At 65.2% G+C, this 16,613-nt stretch carries 12 protein-coding genes; 3 read left to right on the forward strand and 9 right to left on the reverse strand.

Annotated elements, in window-relative coordinates; all coding sequences use genetic code 11:
• Positions 1-2 precede the first annotated feature (2 nt).
• The 6 genes from FG94_RS07350 to FG94_RS07375 all read right to left on the reverse strand — a co-directional run bounded on the left by FG94_RS07350 (position 3) and on the right by FG94_RS07375 (position 7,764).
• Positions 3-1,007, reverse strand: coding sequence for a MoxR family ATPase (locus tag FG94_RS07350; protein WP_081925854.1), 1,005 nt, complete (start codon positions 1,005-1,007; stop codon positions 3-5).
• Positions 1,008-1,010: 3 nt separating this feature from the next.
• Positions 1,011-1,631 carry a DUF4159 domain-containing protein gene (locus FG94_RS07355; protein WP_036209050.1) on the reverse strand — a complete coding sequence of 207 codons (621 nt, stop codon included), beginning with the start codon at positions 1,629-1,631 and terminating at the stop codon, positions 1,011-1,013.
• Between the two features lie 10 nt (positions 1,632-1,641).
• Positions 1,642-2,979, reverse strand: coding sequence for a TldD/PmbA family protein (locus FG94_RS07360; RefSeq protein WP_036209052.1), 1,338 nt, complete (start codon positions 2,977-2,979; stop codon positions 1,642-1,644).
• A gap of 14 nt (positions 2,980-2,993) precedes the next feature.
• Positions 2,994-4,631: a TldD/PmbA family protein gene (locus FG94_RS07365; RefSeq protein ID WP_036209054.1), complete on the reverse strand. Its 1,638-nt coding sequence runs from the start codon at positions 4,629-4,631 to the stop codon at positions 2,994-2,996.
• 148 nt (positions 4,632-4,779) lie between these two features.
• Complete coding sequence (locus tag FG94_RS07370) at positions 4,780-6,114, reverse strand: TldD/PmbA family protein (RefSeq protein ID WP_036209056.1); 1,335 nt, start codon at positions 6,112-6,114, stop codon at positions 4,780-4,782.
• A gap of 15 nt (positions 6,115-6,129) precedes the next feature.
• Positions 6,130-7,764, reverse strand: coding sequence for a TldD/PmbA family protein (locus FG94_RS07375; protein ID WP_036209058.1), 1,635 nt, complete (start codon positions 7,762-7,764; stop codon positions 6,130-6,132).
• A gap of 340 nt (positions 7,765-8,104) precedes the next feature.
• On the opposite strand from FG94_RS07375, the gene FG94_RS07380 reads away from it, so the two are divergent.
• Together FG94_RS07380 and FG94_RS07385 are read left to right on the forward strand one after the other, a co-directional pair.
• The gene (locus FG94_RS07380; RefSeq protein ID WP_036209060.1) at positions 8,105-8,899 is read left to right on the forward strand and encodes a class I SAM-dependent methyltransferase; all 795 of its coding nucleotides are present in this window, start codon (positions 8,105-8,107) and stop codon (positions 8,897-8,899) included.
• A 112-nt stretch (positions 8,900-9,011) separates the two neighbouring features.
• Positions 9,012-10,583: a S1C family serine protease gene (locus FG94_RS07385; RefSeq protein WP_036209062.1), complete on the forward strand. Its 1,572-nt coding sequence runs from the start codon at positions 9,012-9,014 to the stop codon at positions 10,581-10,583.
• 116 nt (positions 10,584-10,699) lie between these two features.
• On the opposite strand, the gene FG94_RS07390 is transcribed toward FG94_RS07385, so the two are convergent.
• Complete coding sequence (locus tag FG94_RS07390) at positions 10,700-12,313, reverse strand: serine hydrolase (RefSeq protein WP_081925855.1); 1,614 nt, start codon at positions 12,311-12,313, stop codon at positions 10,700-10,702.
• Positions 12,314-12,342: 29 nt separating this feature from the next.
• Positions 12,343-14,196 carry a M1 family metallopeptidase gene (locus FG94_RS07395; protein WP_036209066.1) on the reverse strand — a complete coding sequence of 618 codons (1,854 nt, stop codon included), beginning with the start codon at positions 14,194-14,196 and terminating at the stop codon, positions 12,343-12,345.
• 131 nt (positions 14,197-14,327) lie between these two features.
• Here FG94_RS07395 and FG94_RS07400 point away from each other — a divergent pair, with 131 nt between their 5' ends.
• Positions 14,328-14,903 (forward strand): TMEM165/GDT1 family protein, encoded by a 576-nt coding sequence (locus FG94_RS07400; protein WP_036209068.1) that lies wholly within the window; start codon positions 14,328-14,330, stop codon positions 14,901-14,903.
• Between the two features lie 4 nt (positions 14,904-14,907).
• On the opposite strand, the gene FG94_RS07405 is transcribed toward FG94_RS07400, so the two are convergent.
• Complete coding sequence (locus FG94_RS07405; RefSeq protein ID WP_051996306.1) at positions 14,908-16,551, reverse strand: CehA/McbA family metallohydrolase; 1,644 nt, start codon at positions 16,549-16,551, stop codon at positions 14,908-14,910.
• Positions 16,552-16,613 lie beyond the last annotated feature (62 nt).

A 16,613-nucleotide genomic window follows, 5' to 3' on the forward strand; every position in this document is an offset into this window, starting at 1 on the left:
GATTAATCGACCCGGATCTCGTTGCGCAGGGATTGCAGGATGTCGGCGATGGCGATGCCGTCGGCTTCGGCTTCGAAGTTACGCAGCACGCGGTGCGCCAGCACCGGCAGCAGCATGGCCTGGATGTCGTCGCGCGTGACCGCCAGGCGCCCCTGCATCAGGGCGCGCGCTTTCGAGGCCAGCACCAGTGCCTGGCCGGCGCGCGGGCCGGCGCCCCAGCCGATGTGCTGCTTGACCGCCGCCACGGTGGTGAGGGCCGGACGGGTGTTGCGCACCAGGCGCGTCGCGTAGCGCAGCAGGTGTTCGCCGATCTCGATGTCGCGCACCAGCTGCTGCAGGCGCAGCAGGGTCTCGACCGTCATCGCCGGCTCGGCGTCGTCCAGGCCCGCGTGGGTGGTGCGCGAGACCATCAGCACCTCCTCGTCCTCGGTCGGATAGACGACATCGATGCGCAGCAGGAAGCGGTCGAGCTGGGCTTCCGGCAGCGGATAGGTGCCGGCCTGCTCGATCGGGTTCTGCGTGGCCAGCACGAAGAAAGGACGCGGCAACTTGTGCGTGGTGCCGGCGAAGGTGACGGCACGTTCCTGCATCGCTTCCAGCAATGCCGACTGGGTCTTGGGCGGTGCGCGGTTGATCTCGTCCGCCAGCAGCACCTGGGTGAACACGGGGCCTTGCTGGAAACGGAACACGCGCTGGCGCGTCGTGGTGTCTTCTTCCAGGATCTCGGTGCCGACGATATCCGAGGGCATCAGGTCCGGCGTGAACTGCACGCGGCGGAATTCCATGTCGGTGGCCTGTGCCAGCGACTTCACGAGCAAGGTCTTGCCCAGGCCCGGCACGCCCTCGACCAGCGCATGGCCGCCCGCCAGCAGGCAGGTCACCAGCAGGTCGACCACGTCTTCCTGCCCGATGATCACGCGCGCCATGCTGGCCTTCAATGCGTCGACCTTCGCCGTCAGCTCGGCAATTTCCGTTTCACTCCACGCTACCACTTCACGTTCCGCCACCGCTTACGCTCCCAACGCATATTGAATGATATTGACCGCGAAGCGGGTGTTGTCGACCGCGAGGAACCGCTTGTTGCGGAAGTCGTAGTCCCACTCGCATCCGTAGTCCTTGTTCGAGTACAGCAGGCGAATGCGCCCGCCGAACTCGATCGCCTTCAGGTACTCGTGCACCAGGTCGTCGCCCCAGCCATTGAGTTCCCCGCCGGTGGTCGGCGGCCCGTCGAACTTGAAGAAGCAGGAATACAGCGGGTGCGTATTCGGGATCTTCTTCAGTGCGGAGGCGCCGAAAATCTTGGTCATCTCGGCCTCGAAGGACTTGGCGAACAGTCCGTCGATGTCGTGGTTGCAGTCGTCCACGAAGACGAAACCGCCGCCGCGCACGTATTTTTCGAGGTTGCGCCGCTCCGCCGGAGTGAACTGCACCAGCTTGTGCCCCGCGAAGTAGCAGAACGGCGCCTGCAGCATCTTCGGATCCGACAGGGCGACGATGCGCTCGGCCGGATCCACCCGCAAGGTGGTGTACTCGACGAGCGAGTTCAGCACGTTGCTGGGCATACGGATATCCACGTCCCAGTCGCCCGATTCGTAGCTCAGGCGCGTGAAGTAGAAATCGTAGTTGGCCATCGTTAAAAACTTAAACCGCGTCGGACAGCGAGGTGAAGTTGAAGTCGCGGACCTTCATCGGCGGCAGCACCATCTGGAACGGCACCTCGTCGCCACCGATGATCTCGGGCTTGCCCAGCTCGTCGATGTTGTTGAGGATGGTGACCGGGCTTTCGTTGAAGCGGAAGTTCTTCACCGGGTGCTTGATCTTGCCGTTCTCGACGTAGAAGGTGCCGTCGCGGGTCAGGCCCGTGATCAGGAGCGACTGCGGGTCCACCATGCGGATGTACCAGGTGCGCGTGACCACGATGCCCTTCTTGGTATCGGCAACCAGCTCTTCCAGCGACTTGGTGCCGCCGGCCATGATCATGTTGCCGTGGCCTGCGGTGGCCTGGTTGCCGGTCTTCTGCGCCCAGAACGGCGAGTAGCCGAGCGAGGCGACGCGGCCGTTCTTGATCAGGTCGGTGCGCTTGCGGGCAATCATGGTCTGGTTGTCCCACGGCGCCACCGGCACGTCCGGGTTCCACGGGTCGGCCCAGATGTTCACCTGCTCGTCGAACAGCTTCTCGCCCAGGCGGTTGCCGCCGCCCTTCTTGGCCAGGAAGCTGCGGCCCTCGTCCGCGGCGCGCGCGCCGAAGGAGCTGAACATGTTGCCCAGGATTTCCGAGGTGGCCGCCGGCTCCAGGATCACGGTGTAGCGGCCCGGCTCCAGCGCTTTCGCATCGACCGAGCGCAGCGCCTTGTCGATCGCGATCTCGGCCGCCTCGGCCGCGTTGAAGCGGCGCGCATCGACCGCCGAGCGGGTGACCCAGCCCGAACCGCGGCCGTCTTCGGTGCGCGCGGTGCAGGTGAAGGACAGGTCGGTGAACTCCTGGAAGCCGAACACGCCCTTCGAGTTGGCGATGCAGGCGAAACGGGTGCTGTCGGTGAAGAAGCCGGCGGTGACCAGCTTCTTGGCGCGCGCCTGGCCGATCGAGGCGGCGGCGACTTCGGCGCGGTAGGCCGGATCGATGGCGGCGGTGCTCGGAACGAAGGTCTTGGTGAGCTGGTATTCCTGCTTGCCGACGCTTGGGACGAACTCCGGATTCTCCGGCGCCAGGCGCGCCAGTTCCTCGGCGCGGCGCACGGCCTTTTCCAGCGACTTGTCGTCGAACTCGTTGACGACGGCGGTGCCGACGCGCTTGCCGAATGCCACCCGCACGGCCAGTTGGGTGTCTTCGGTCAGGCCGGCGGTCGACACGCTGTTGCGTGCGAAGCGGATGTTACCGGTGCGATTGCCTTCGATCGAGACGCTGCACTCGTCGGCTTTCGAGAAACCGATCACGCGGTCGGCGATGCGTTTTGCTTCTTCCTGGTTCAGCTGTTTCATATTGTCCCCTTCCCTCAACCGATCTTGCGTGCGGTGTTGATGACGTTGATGCCATTGAAGCGCGCGGTGCTCGAACCATGCGAGACGGCGCTGACCTGGCTCGGCTGGCCTTTGCCGTCGAAGAACGAGCCGCCCATGCGCCAGTCGCGCTCGTCGCAGATGGCCGAGCAGGCGTTCCAGAATTCCTGGGTATTGGTCTGGTAAGCGACGTCTTCCAGCTGACCGGTGATCTTGCCGTTCTTGATCTCGTAGAACAGCGTGCCGCCGAACTGCGAGTTGTAGCGCTGCTGGTCGATCGAGTACGAGCCGCGGCCCAGGATGTAGATGCCCTTCTTGACGTCCTTGACCAGTTCGTCCGGAGTCAGGCGCGCCTTGCCGGCTTCCAGCGAGATGTTCGGCATGCGCTGGAACTGGATGGTGCTCCAGCTGTCGGCGTAGGAGCAACCGTGCGATTCCTTCTCGCCGATGATGTGGGCCTGGTCGCGCGTGGCCTGGTAGTTGACCAGGATGCCGTTGCGGATGATGTCCCACTTCTTGGCCGGCACGCCCTCGTCGTCGTAGCCGATCAGGCCGAGCGAGCCCGGCGTGGTGCGGTCGGCAACGAAGTTCACGCGCTCGGAACCGTACTTGAATTTCTTCGACGCCCACTTGTCCAGGCCCACGAAGCTGGTGCCGGCGTAGTTGGCTTCGTAGCCGAGCACGCGGTCCAGTTCCGTCGGGTGTCCGACATTCTCGTGGATGGTCAGGAACAGGTGTTCGGGCGACAGCACCAGGTCGTACTTGCCCGGCTCGACCGACTTGGCGGTCAGCTTGTCGCGCGCCTGCTTGCCGGCCAGCCTGGCGTCCTCGATGATGTCATAGGAGTTGGTATACAGGGTGGTCACGCCGCCGGCGGCCTGCACCTTGTCGCTGGCCTTGGCGTCGAAGTACTCGTAGCCCATGCTCACCGGCGAGGACAGGCCCGCGCGCGAGCGGAACTTGCCGCTGGCCTTGTCGACCGCGGTCGCATTGATCGGCGCCCACAGGCGGTGGATGTCCTGGTCGATGTAGGAGCCGTCGGTGGAGGCGAAGTACTTCTGCTGGTTGATCTGGAACAGCGACGCGGTCATGAAGCTCGCGCCGGCGGCCATGCCCGCCTTGTTGGCGGCAATCAGCATCTCGGCCTTGTCCTTGACCGGGATGGCGCGCCAGTCCTTCTTGACCGGGGTGGCCCAGGCCACCTCGCCCACGCCCTTCACGGGAGCCAGGCGTACCGGCTCGGTCTGCAGCTTGGCGTTGGCCTTGGCGATCGCCACCGCCTGGCGCGCGGCGTTGGCGATGCCGTCCGGGGTCAGGTTGTTGGTCGAGGCGAAGCCGTAGGCGCCGTTGGCGATCACGCGCACGCCGACGCCGGTCGATTCGGTGTTGCTGATGTTCTCGACGTTCAGGTCGCGCGTGATGATGAACTGGTTCAGGTAGCGTCCGATGCGCACGTCGCAGTAGGACGCGCCGGCCTTGGTGGCGGCATTCAGCGCGGTGTCGGCCAAGGCCTTCTTGGCGCTGGTGGGCATGGCGCTCATCAGTTCATCGGCGGCGATGGCGTTGCCGAAGACGGGGATGAGCATGGCGCCCGCGGTGCCGGCGCCGATCTGGAGGAATTTACGACGTTCCATGTGTGTTTTCCGTATGCGTTCACCCGCGGCCTTCGAGCCGTCATCCCGGCGCAGGCCGGGATCCAAGTTTGGCGCCGACACTACGCAGCGGAATTGGATTCCGGCCTTCGCCGGAATGACGGTTTTGGGGCCGCGGGATGGCTGTTGCTTAAACCGCGTCCGACAGCGACGTGAAGTTGAAATCGCGGATCTTCATCGACGGGATCAGCATCGAGTAGTTCGCCTCGTCGCCGCCGATCACCAGCGGCTTGCCGATCTCCTCGATGTTGTTCAGCATGCTCACCGGGCTCTCGTTGAAGCGGAAGTTCTTGATCGGATGCTTGACCTTGCCGTTCTCGATGTAGAAGGTGCCGTCGCGGGTCAGGCCCGTCACCAGCACCGACTGCGGGTCCACCATGCGGATGTACCAGGTGCGGGTCACCAGCACACCCTTCTTGGTGTTGGCGATCAGCTCGGCCGTGCTCTTGTCGGTGCCGGCCATGATGATGTTGCCGGCGCTGCCGATCGCGCGCTGGCCCTTCTGCTTGGCCCAGTACTGCGAGTAGTTCAGCGCATTGATGCGGCCGTCCTTGACCAGGTGGGTCCGTTCGCGCGGCAGCATGTTGCCGTCCCACGGCAGCACCGGCACGTCCTTGTCCCACGGGTCGGACCAGATGTTGACCTGCTGGTCGAACAATTTGTCGCCCACGCGGTTCTGGCCGCCCTTTTTCGACAGGAAGCTGCGGCCCTCGTCGGCCATGCGGGCGTTGAAGCCGCCGATCATGAAGGTCAGCAGGTCGCTGGTGGCGGAAGGCTCCATCACCACGGTGTAGCGGCCCGGCTCGAGGGCCTTGGCGTCCACCGAGCGCAGCGCCTTCTCGATGGCCACGTCGGCCGCTTCGCGCGGATCGAAACGGGCGACGTCGCGCGCCGAACGCTTGACCCAGCCCGAACCGCGGCCGTCTTCGGTGCGCACAGTGCAGGTGAAGTCGAGCGAGGTGGCGACCTGATGGCCGAACACGCCGTTCGAGTTGGCGACAGTTTCAAAAGTCTCGCGGTCGGTAAAGAAGCCGGCCGAGACCAGGCCCTTCTTGCGACAGGCTTCCATCGCGTAGGCGGCGGCCTGGGCGCGGAATTCCGGGTCGATCTCGGCGGTGCGCTTGACGTAGGTCTCGGACGACTTGTAGCCGGTCTTGGCGATCGCCGGCATGAATTCCGGATTCTCCGGCGCCAGGCGCGCCAGGTCCTCGGCACGGCGCACGGCCTTTTCCAGCGACTTGTCGTCGAACTCGTTGATGGTGGCCGTGCCCTGGCGCTTGCCGAAGGCCACCTGCACGGTCAAGCGGGTGTCGTCGGCCAGGCCGGCGGTGGAAACGGCGTTACGTGCGAAACGGATGTTGCCGATGCGGGCGCCTTCGATGTTGACGATGCACTCGTCGGCCTTCGAGAGCGACAGCACCCGGTCGGTGATGCGCTTGGTCTGGTCCTGGGTAAGGATGCTCATGAGGGTCCTCTTGCCTTAGCCGATCTTGCGGGCGGTGTTGATCACGTTGATGCCGTTGAAGCGCGCGGTCGACGACCCGTGCGACACGATGCTGATCTGCGGCGGCTGGCCCTTGCCGTCGAAGAAGGAACCGCCCATGCGCCAGTCGCGCTCGTCGCAGATGGCGGTGCAGGCGGTCCAGAATTCCTGGGTGTTGGCCTGGTAGGCCACGTCTTCCAGCATCTGGCCGATCTTGCCGTCCTTGATCTCGTAGAACAGCTGGCCGCCGAACTGGGCGTTGTAGCGCTGCTGGTCGATCGAGAAGGAGCCGTCGCCGACGATGTAGATGCCCTTCTTGATGTCCTTGACCATCTCGTCCGGGGTCAGCTTCTTCTTGCCCGCCGCCAGGGAGACGTTCGGCATGCGCTGGAACTGCACCGAGTTCCACGAGTCGGCGTACGAGCAGCCGTGCGATTCCTTCTCGCCGATGATGTGGGCCTGGTCGCGGGTGGCCTGGTAGTTGACCAGGATGCCGTCCTTGATGATGTCCCACTTCCTGGTCTTGACGCCTTCATCGTCGTAGCCGATGGCGCCGAGCGAACCCGGGGTGGTCTTGTCGGCGAACAGATTGACAATCGGGTTACCGTACTTGAACTTCTTCGATTCCCATTTATCCAGGGTGGCGAAGCTGGTGCCGGCGTAGTTGGCTTCGTAGCCGAGCACGCGATCCAGTTCCGTCGGGTGTCCAACGTTCTCGTGGATGGTCAGCCACAGGTGTTCCGGCGACAGCATCAGGTCGTACTTGCCTGGGAGGACAGACTTGGCGGTCAGCTTGGCCTTGGCATCGCGCCCTGCGGCGCGCGCGTCCTCGATGATGTCGTAGGTATCGGTGTACAGGGTCGCAACGCCGCCCGCAGCCTTGATCTTGTGCTCCTTGAGGCCATCCAGGTATTCATAGCCCTTGCCGACCGGCGCGCCCAGGCCGGAGCGCGAGCGGAACTTGCCTGTGGCCTTGTCCACGGCGGTGGCCTGGAACGGGGCCCACAGGCGGTGCACGTCCTGCTCGATGTAGGAACCGTCGGTGGAAGCGAAGTACTTCTGCTGGTTCACCTGGAACAGCATCGAATTCATGAAGGTCGCGCCGCCTTCCATGCCGGCCTTGTTGGCGGCGATCAGCAGGTCTGCCTTGTCCTTGATCGGCACGGTGCGCCAGTCCTTCTTGATCGGCGTGTTCCACGATACTTCCCCGACGCCCTTCACTGGTGCAAGACGCACCGGTTCGGACTGCAGCTTGGCGTTGGCCTTGGCAATCGCCACCGCCTGGCGCGCCGCGTTGGCGATGCCGTCGTTCGACATGTCCGAAGTGGCGGCGAAGCCGTAGGCGCCGTTCGCGATCACGCGCACGCCGACGCCGGCCGACTCGGTGTTCGCCACGTTCTCCACGTTCAGGTCGCGCGTGGTGATGAACTGGTTCAGGTAGCGGCCGATGCGCACGTCGGCATAGCTGGCGCCGGCCTTGGTGGCGGCGTTCAGCGCGACGTCGGCCAGCGCCTTCTTGGCGGCCGTGGGCATGGAGCTGAGCAGTTCGTCCGCGGCGATCGCGCGGCTGAAGGGGACGAGCGTGGAGGCGAGCGCCAGGCTGCTGAAATTGAGAAAGGTACGGCGTTCCATAAAGTCTCCTGAAATCAACCTACTTCTGGGCAGCGGTCCCGCCTTGTGGTGCGGCCCGCTCTTGTATTTACTACGGAGGGAGTGGTTTCAACGGGGCTGATGGCCCCGGCAAACTTGTCAACCTTAGCAGCAACTCGAGGTTTTGAATAGGCAATTGTTGTGCCAGATCAAAGCGCTATACAAATGCATGATTTGGTGGATATCCGCTGTCCGCGGACATGTTTACGAGTGAGATATGCATACACAAGGAATGCTTGACTGTCCGCCAAGTGTGACCGATCATCAGCGCGGCGGCGGCGTTCCGCCCGGCCGCGCACAATCACTTGGAGACCTCGAACCGATGAAACGACTGATCCTGGCTGCGGGCATCGCCGCGACCCTGTTCGCCGGCGCCGCACACGCGGACGACGCCTTGAAAGCCGCCATCGCCGGCGAACACCGCAGCGCCGCCAACAAGGCGCGCGACGCGGCGCGCCACCCGTACGAAACGCTGACCTTCTTCGGCATCAAGCCCAACATGACGGTGGTGGAACTGGCGCCCGGCGGCGGCTGGTACACCGAGATCCTGGCGCCCTACCTGCGCCAAAACGGCAAGCTGATCGCCGCGGGCCAGGCCTTCGTGCCGGAAAAGCGCGGCGGCATGGCGCTCAAGCAGAAGTTCGAGGCGACGCCGGCGGTCTACGACAAGGTGGTCCCGGCCGTATTCGAGCCGCCTGCCACCTACCAGATCGCGGCGCCGAACAGCGTCGACATGGTGCTTACCTTCCGCAACCTGCACAACTGGGTCGGCAACGGCGAGGAGGCGCTGAAGAACACCTTCAAGGAAATCCACAAGGTGCTCAAACCCGGCGGCGTGCTGGGCGTGGTCGACCATCGCCTGCCAGCCGCGATGACGCAGGATGCCAAGGCCTCGAGCGGCTACGTGCACGAGGCCTGGGTCATCAAGACCATCGAAGGCGCCGGCTTCAAGCTGGCCGCCAAGTCCGAGGTGAATGCCAACCCGAAGGACACCGCCAACCACGAAAAGGGCGTGTGGACCCTGCCGCCGGTGCTGTCCAACAAGGACAAGGACCGCGAGAAGTACATGGCGATCGGCGAGAGCGACCGCATGACGCTGAAGTTCGTCAAGCAGTAAGCTGATTGCTCGAGAGGCAGCGTCGCCTCTCGTGAAGATTGGTGTATATCCTTCGGCGGCGAGCGTGTATATTCTTGCCACTCGAACTACTGTTGAGCCACCGAAGGAACCCATGAAAACCGCACGCCTCGCCGCCGCCGTGGCATTCGCCTTGAGCGGCCTTGTCCACGCCCAGGACACCTCCCCGCCTCCAGCACCGACTCCCGCCACGCCGCCCTCGCCGGCCGTCGCCACTCCGTCCGCCACCAAGGCGCCGGCCCTGCCGGCGGTCGAGAACTCGGTGGTCAAGATCTTCGCCACCGTGCGCCGTCCGGACCCGTACAAGCCCTGGACCAAGGCCTCGCCGGCCGACGTCACCGGTTCGGGCGTCATCATCGAGGGCAAGCGCATCCTGACCAACGCCCACGTGGTCGGCTACGCCAGCCAGGTCGAGGTGCAGGCCAGCCAGTCGGGCGACCGGGTGCCCGCCAAGGTGATCGCACTGGCGCGCGGCCTGGACCTGGCCGTGCTGGAACTGGAAGACCCGAGCTTCTTCGACAAGCGCCCTCCGGTGCAGCGCGCCGCCGTGCTGCCGGACGTGCGCGAAGCGGTCTTCGCCTACGGCTATCCGGTCGGCGGCAACTCGCTGTCGACCACCCGCGGCATCGTCTCGCGCGTGGAGTTCGTCGGCTACGGCTCGTTCAGCTCGGGCCTGCGCATCCAGATCGACGCACCGATTAACCCGGGCAACAGCGGCGGCCCGGTGATCGCGGGCGACAAGATGATCGGCCTGGCCTTCTCGATGGCGGCCAATGCCCAGAACATCGGCTATGTGATCCCGAACGAAGAGATCGAGCTGTTCCTGAAGGACGTGGCGGACGGCCGCTACGACGGCAAGCCGCTGCTGCACGACAGCTTCCAGAACCTGGAGAACACGGGCCTGCGCCAGTACCTGAAGATCGACAGGTCGGTGGAAGGCGCGCTGGTGCACCGTCCGTACAAGAACGATGCCAGCTGGCCGCTGAAGGAAGGCGACATCGTCACCCACGTCGGCGAGCACCCGATCGACAACCAGGGCATGGTGAAGCTGGGTTCGAACCTGCGCGTGCGCTTCCAGTACCGCATCCAGCAGCTGGCGAAGGATGGCAAGGTGCCGATGTCGATCATCCGCGCCGGCAAGCCGATGAAGGTCGAGGTGCCGACCAGCGGCCCGCGTCCGCTCCTGATTCCGGACCTGAACGGCGGCTATCCGTCCTACTTCGTGTACGGCCCTGTGGTGTTCACCCGCGCCACCAGCGAATTCCTGTCCTTCATGGTGGCGAGCGCGCCGGCGGCGAATGCCTATGCCTTCAACGACAGCCCCCTGATCACGCGGCGCGGCGATTCGCCGGACGCCACGCGTGAGGAGCTGGTGGTGATCAGCGGCCCGTTCTTCCCGCACCCGCTGGTACGCGGCTACAACAACCGCTTCGGCTCGGTGGTGGACACGGTCAACGGCGTCAAGATCCGCAGCCTGGCCCACCTGGTGTCGACGCTGCGCGACCTGAAGGACGAGCACGTCGTCTTCAAGTTCGACCAGCGCTATGGCGAAAACATGATCCTGCCGCGCAAGGCGGTGCTGGATGCGACCGAAGGGATCCTGTCGGACAACGGGATCCGGACCCAGGGGTCGGAGGATATGATGAAGGTGTGGAACGGGAAGTAAAGCGTTTCGACATCTCGACGTGTAGTTGAAAGCGTGGGCGGGGAACCCGCCCACCCTACAGAAGCTATATCGTAGGGTGGGCAGGGCTCCTGCCCACGCGTTCAACCAGCTTCAGATCAGACTTTCTTGTCCTTCTTCACCGGCGTGAACAGCAGATCCTGGAAGTCATAGCTGAAGTCCGTCTCCGTCGACACCGGCTTCATGCGCACCCGTTCGATGCTGCCGTCGTGGTCCAGCGAGAAGGTCACGTAGGCATCCGCATTGAAGTTACGCTCCTTCCAGCGCACGATGAAGGTGTCGTGCTGGAAGTGCTCCATCTCCCCGGTCAGGTCCGGCGTCTTCGCGAACGACAGCACCAGCTTGTTGTTCACGCGTTTGATCGAAGCCTTGCCGTACCACGCATCCTCATACTCCCCTTCGTAGGACGCCAGCGGCAGCGACGGCTTCGAGCCCGCCGCGCGCGATGCAGCTTCGCCCTTCACGCGGGCCGCTTCCCTGGCCTGGTTCTCGCGGTCGATGTCGGCGATGCGGCCGATCCAGTCGGTCGGCGCCACGCCCAGGTGCTGGTCCAGCAGGCGGTACTGCAGCGCGTTCAGCGAGGGGCCGCTTTCCGCGTTGGTGAAGATCGCGATGCCCAGCTTCGACTCCGGCACCAAGAGCACGCGGGTGTAGAAGCCCTGCAGCGCGCCGCCATGCATCGCCACCAGCTTGCCCTGGTAGTCGCGCAACTGGAAGCCGAGGCCATAGGCATAGAAGTTCGGCTTGGTGGCGGCCAGCGGCGCGCGCGGCGTGTTGATGGTCATCGGGGTCTGCGCGGTCCACATCTCGCGCGCCTGCTTGTCCGACCACAGGCGCACGTCCTTGCCGTCCGCCCCCTTGCCCAGCTTGCCGCTGTCGAGCAGTACGTTCATCCAGCGCGCGATGTCCTCGGCATTGGTGTTGATGCCGACCGCGCCGACCGCGTTCGCCACCGGCATCGGTTTCACCGGCACGGCCTTGCCGTTGATCTTGCTGTGCGGCGCCGAGACGTTGGCGAACTTCGCGTTTTCTTCCAGGCTGGTGGTGGTGTTCGTCATGCCGACCGGCTTCAAGATCCACTCGTGCATGGTCTCGCCCCAGGTCTTGCCCGACTTGGCGGCGATGATCTTGCCGGCCACGATGTAGAGCAGGTTGTCGTAGGCGTAGGCGCTGCGGAAGCTGGTGGCCGGCTTGATGTAGCGGAGGTTGTGGATGATCTCGTCGGTGCTGAAATTGGTGGTCGGCCACCACATCAGGTCACCGGCGCCCAGTCCCAGGCCGCTGCGGTGGACCAGCAGGTCGCGGATCGTCATCTCGGCGGTGACGTAGGCGTCGTACATGCGGAAGTCCGGCAGGTGCTTGATCACCGGGTCGTCCCAGCCCAGCTTGCCCTGGTCGACCAGCATGGCCAGCGCCGCGGCCGTGAAAGCCTTGGAGTTCGAGGCGATCTCGAAGATGGTCTTGCCGTCGACCTTGGCCGGCTCGCCGCGCTTGCGCACGCCGAAGCCTTCGGCGGCCAGGACCTTGCCGTCCTTGACCACGGCGATGGCGATGCCCGGCACGTCGAACTCCTTCATGACGCGTTCGACTTCGGCTTTCAGGTTGTAAGCCGGCGCCACGGCAGCGCTGGCGGGCGCGGCGTCCTGTGCGAATACGGCGCCGGCGGCGCTGGCGGTCAGCGCGAGCAGGGCCGCGGCTGCAATGCGATTCATGGCAAACACTCTGTTCATCCCCTTGTTTGTTACTTGTTCATTTGCTTGTCGACGCTGCCTTGCGTCTCCGGGTGGTAACGTTCGCGCGCAGCTTTATAGACGCGCTCTGCCCAGGCACGGTCTTCCGCATTGGCGCGCAGCGCGCCATACAGCGGCACCACGAACTTCTGGCGGCCCACGCTCATCAGGAAGGCTTCCAGGTTCGGGCGGATGCCGCGGTAGCCGGCGTGTACCGAAGCGCGGTAGAAGCGGAAGGCCACCTCGTTGTTGCCGGTCTTGGCCAGGCCATAGGCCTTGTCCAGTTCTTCCAGCCTGGCGACATCGGCCTTGTTGTCGATATCGTTCAGGAACTTCATCCACTCGGCGGCGTTCCAGTCCTTGGCAGGCAGCTGGGCGGTCTTGATGTCGCCCTTGAGCCAGCGCGCGGTGGTGTCGTTCAGCTTGGCCAGGCGGGCCGAGACGGCGCGGGTAGCGCTGGCCGGGATGCCCGGGCCGTACAGCCACTCGTCCAGCTCCGCGTCGCTCATGATCTTCGGGTTCTTGGCCAGCAGGTTCGCGCGCAGGAAAGCCACGAACTGGTCGGTGGTCACGCTCTGGAAGGCGTGCTGGTCGAACCAGCTGCGGAGAAAAGTGTCGAACGCGGCGCGGCCGGCGCGCTGCTCCAGGGTGCGCAGGAACCAGGCGCCCTTCGGATAGGCCAGGCCTTCATCCGTATAGTGCTCGGAACTGGTGTCCGGGTCGCGCGTGACGAGTGCCTGCTTGGCCTTCGGGATGTCCTTGAGCGAATCGAGCGCTTCTTCCTGCTCGAGCTGCAGGTTCATGGTCGCCACTTCTTCGCCGTACATCTTCTCGAGGATGCGGGTGGTGACGTAGGTAGTAAAGCCTTCGTTGAGCCACCAGTGCTTCCACGAGGCGTTGGTCACCAGGTTGCCGGACCAACTGTGCGCCAGCTCGTGCGAGACCAGGTCCACCAGGCTGCGGTCACCCGCGATCATGGTCGGGGTCAGGAAGGTCAGGCGCGGATTTTCCATGCCGCCGATCGGGAAGGACGGCGGCAGCACCAGCATGTCGTAGCGTCCCCAGCGGTACGGCCCGTACAGCGATTCGGCCGCTGCCACCATCTTCTCGGTGTCGGCCAGCTCGTACTCGGCGGCCTTGATGCGCATCGGCTCGGCGTAGACGCCGGTGCGTGGGCCCAGGGTGCGCGCTTCCAGCTCGCCGATGCCGATGGCGATCAGGTAGGACGGCACCGGCTGCGGCATGGTGAATTTCCAGCCGCCCTTGCCGGTGGCCTTGGGATCGTTATCGGCGCTCATCACGACGCGCATGCCCTCCGGGGCCTGGATGCGCGCGGTATAGGTGAAGCGCACCGCCGGGGTGTCCTGGATCGGCACGAAGGAGCGCGCGGCGATCGGCTGCGACTGGCTGAACATGAAAGGGTACTTGCCCGACATGGTCTGCTTCGGCGTGAGCCACTGCAGCGCCGGCGCGGTGGGCGCGGTCTGGTAGTGGATGCGCACCTTGGCCGGCTGGCCGGGCAGCGCGACGTGCAGGGCCTGGCCTTTTTCGGCATCCAGCTTGTCGAGGGTGTACTTGACCGGCTTCCACGCGCCTTTCGCGTCCTGCGCCTCGATCTTCGAGATCTTCAGCTCGCGGGTGTCGAGGTCCAGCGTGCTGGCCGACTTGTCGATCCAGTTCAGGGTCAGGTCGGCGTAGCCGGCCAGGGTCTTGCGCGCGAAGTCGGCCTTCAGGTCCAGGTGCAGGGCGGTGGTCTTGACCTGGTCGTATTTGGCGTAGCTGAGGGGGTCGAGTGCGAACGCGTAGGCGCTCCACTGGCAGATAAAGGCGCAGGCCGAGGCGCGCAGCAGGGTGCTAGTCTTCATGGTCTCTCGCGTGGAAGGAAGCGGGCAGAATAGCATTTTCGACCGTGGCCGGAAAGCACCGGGCCGAGGCTGGCGCGCGCTGCGGGAACCGGGGGCTCTGCTAAGATCGGGACTTTCGTACCTGCCGCTTCATGGACGCCTTTCTCGTATCGACCGGCATCGTGGGACTTGCCGAGATCGGCGACAAGACCCAGTTGCTGGCCCTCCTCCTCGCCGCCCGCTTTCGCCGCCCGCTGCCGATCGTGTTCGGCATTGTTGTCGCGACCGTGTTCAACCACGCTTTCGCCGCCGCCGTCGGCGCCCTGGTGAGCGAACTGGCGGGTCCGGGCGTGATGCGCTGGGTGCTGGGCCTGTCCTTCCTCGCCATGGCCGCCTGGGTCATGGCGCCCAGCAAGGTGGATGCGGACGAGCTGCCGCTGGCGCGCTTCGGCGTCTTCCTGACCACCGTGCTGGCCTTCTTCATCGCCGAGATGGGCGACAAGACGCAAGTGACCACCGTGGCCCTGGCGGCGCGCTACGACTCGATAGCGGCGGTCGTCGCCGGCACCACCTTCGGCATGATGCTGGCGAACGTGCCGGCGGTGGTGTTCGGCGAGCGCATCGCCAAACGCGTGCCGCTCAGGCTCGTGCACGGCCTGGCGGCGCTGATCTTCGCGGTGCTGGGCGTCGCTACCATGCTGGGTGCGGGCGAGCCACTGGGCTTCTGATCCCCTACTCCTGCGTCACCCACACCGGCGCCGACCACAACACATTGCCGTCTTCCTGGGTCACCCGCGCATAGAAGAAGTGCCTGCCCGGCGCCGGCGTGAAGGTGCTGGTGGCCAGGTTCGAGACCTCGGTGACGCTGCCGTTCCGTCCCGGCACGCCCGCCAGGATCGACACCGCCGCCACCCTCTTGCCGGCGCTGGATGCGAAATTGGCAACGAGCGTGAGCGGCCCGCGGTTGGTGAAGCGCTCGCCCATCAGCTTGCCGTTCGCGGTGAGGACCAGCTGCGAACCCTTGTCCATGGTGGCGAACACGCGCCGCGCCTTGAGCGCCTCCACGAAACTTTCGCGCGTGAGCGCCGTCCCGTTGGGCAGCAGGATGCCGGTGCGGTTGGTGTAGGACGCGCCCCAGTTGGCGCAGTGGTTGTCCTGGTTGGTGCTGAAGGCCACGTGGTAGCCGGCTTCCAGCAGCCGGTTGCAGGCCTGCTCGAAGTTGCTGCGCCGGGTTTCGGTCTCGGTGTCGTTGGTCGAGAAGGCGGTGCTGTTCATCACTTCGCACAGCGCCATCGCCTCGTCGCCGTCAGGCGTATAGGCGAGCGGCACGCCGTTCACCTTGAACTGCCCGCTGTGCGCAGGATGGTTGAACTGCCCCACCCAGCCGCGCTGGCGCATCAGGGTGTAGAGCGCCCCGTAGTCGCTGCGCGCCGTGCGCGTATCGGCCAGCAGTTCGCCCAAGGCATTGGTCTCCCAGCCCAGCAGCTCGTCGCTGTTGAAGATGTTGACGTGGCCGCCGTTGTTGATGACGCCCCACTCCATGCCGTACAGCGCCAGGAAGCCCGGCTTGGTGGCATTGAAGGCGGCGGCGCTGGCCAGGCCGGCCTTGTACAAGTCCTTGGCCCTGGATGGCTCGGCGTTGGGGTCGGTGCCGTCCGAGCCGTCGTACATGTGGTTGTGCTCCGAGACGGCCAGGATGTCGAGGCCGCGCCCGCGCGCATAGGCGAAGGCGGCTTCGGGACCGTACTTGGCCTTGAGCGGATCCTGGGCGCCCTTGCAGGCATCGAGGGCGGCACCGCCGTCGCTGTGGTTGCTCTGGCTGTGCAGGTTGGCCAGGTAGACCGTGTAGGGCAGCGAGGCGGTGGCCGGCGCTGCCGCCGCCCCCGTCGACGCGGCGTCGCGCGCGCCCGGCAGCGGGGTAAAGCGCGGCGTGCGCTGCGCCGGCGGGGCGCCGACGGCGATCTGCCAGTCCTGCTCGACGGCGTCGTGCTGCTCGTCGTGCGGCACTCCGCGCAGGGCGGCGCGCATGCGCACCCGGTACAGGCCGGCGGGCGCGGGTTTTCCATTGAGACGGCCGTCCCATGCGACCCGGACCAGAGCGGTCTCGCCGGAGATGCGGCTGTTGCCGCGCCAGAGCCGGATAGCGCGCCCCTCCGGGCTGACCAGCTCCAGCTTCCAGTACACGGTGCCCGGCTGTTCGAGGCCGGGATAGCTGAAGTTCAGGCTGAAGGTTCGGCGCGCATCCGCCGCGCCTTGGAAAGGCGCGTGCAGGGTGGCTTCGAATTCCTTGTGCTCGGCCGGGGCCGCGACAGCGCTGTTGCAGCACAGGGCCAGCAGCAGCGCACCTAAAGTGGGGGGCAGGAAGGTGGTTTTCATGATGCAATTTTTGCAATTGCATGGAAAAACACCTTGCGCCGATTCGTCTCAACAATTGTAAA

The organism is Massilia sp. LC238, assembly GCF_000735635.1.
In the GTDB taxonomy this organism is placed as follows: Bacteria; Pseudomonadota; Gammaproteobacteria; order Burkholderiales; family Burkholderiaceae_D; genus Telluria; species Telluria varians.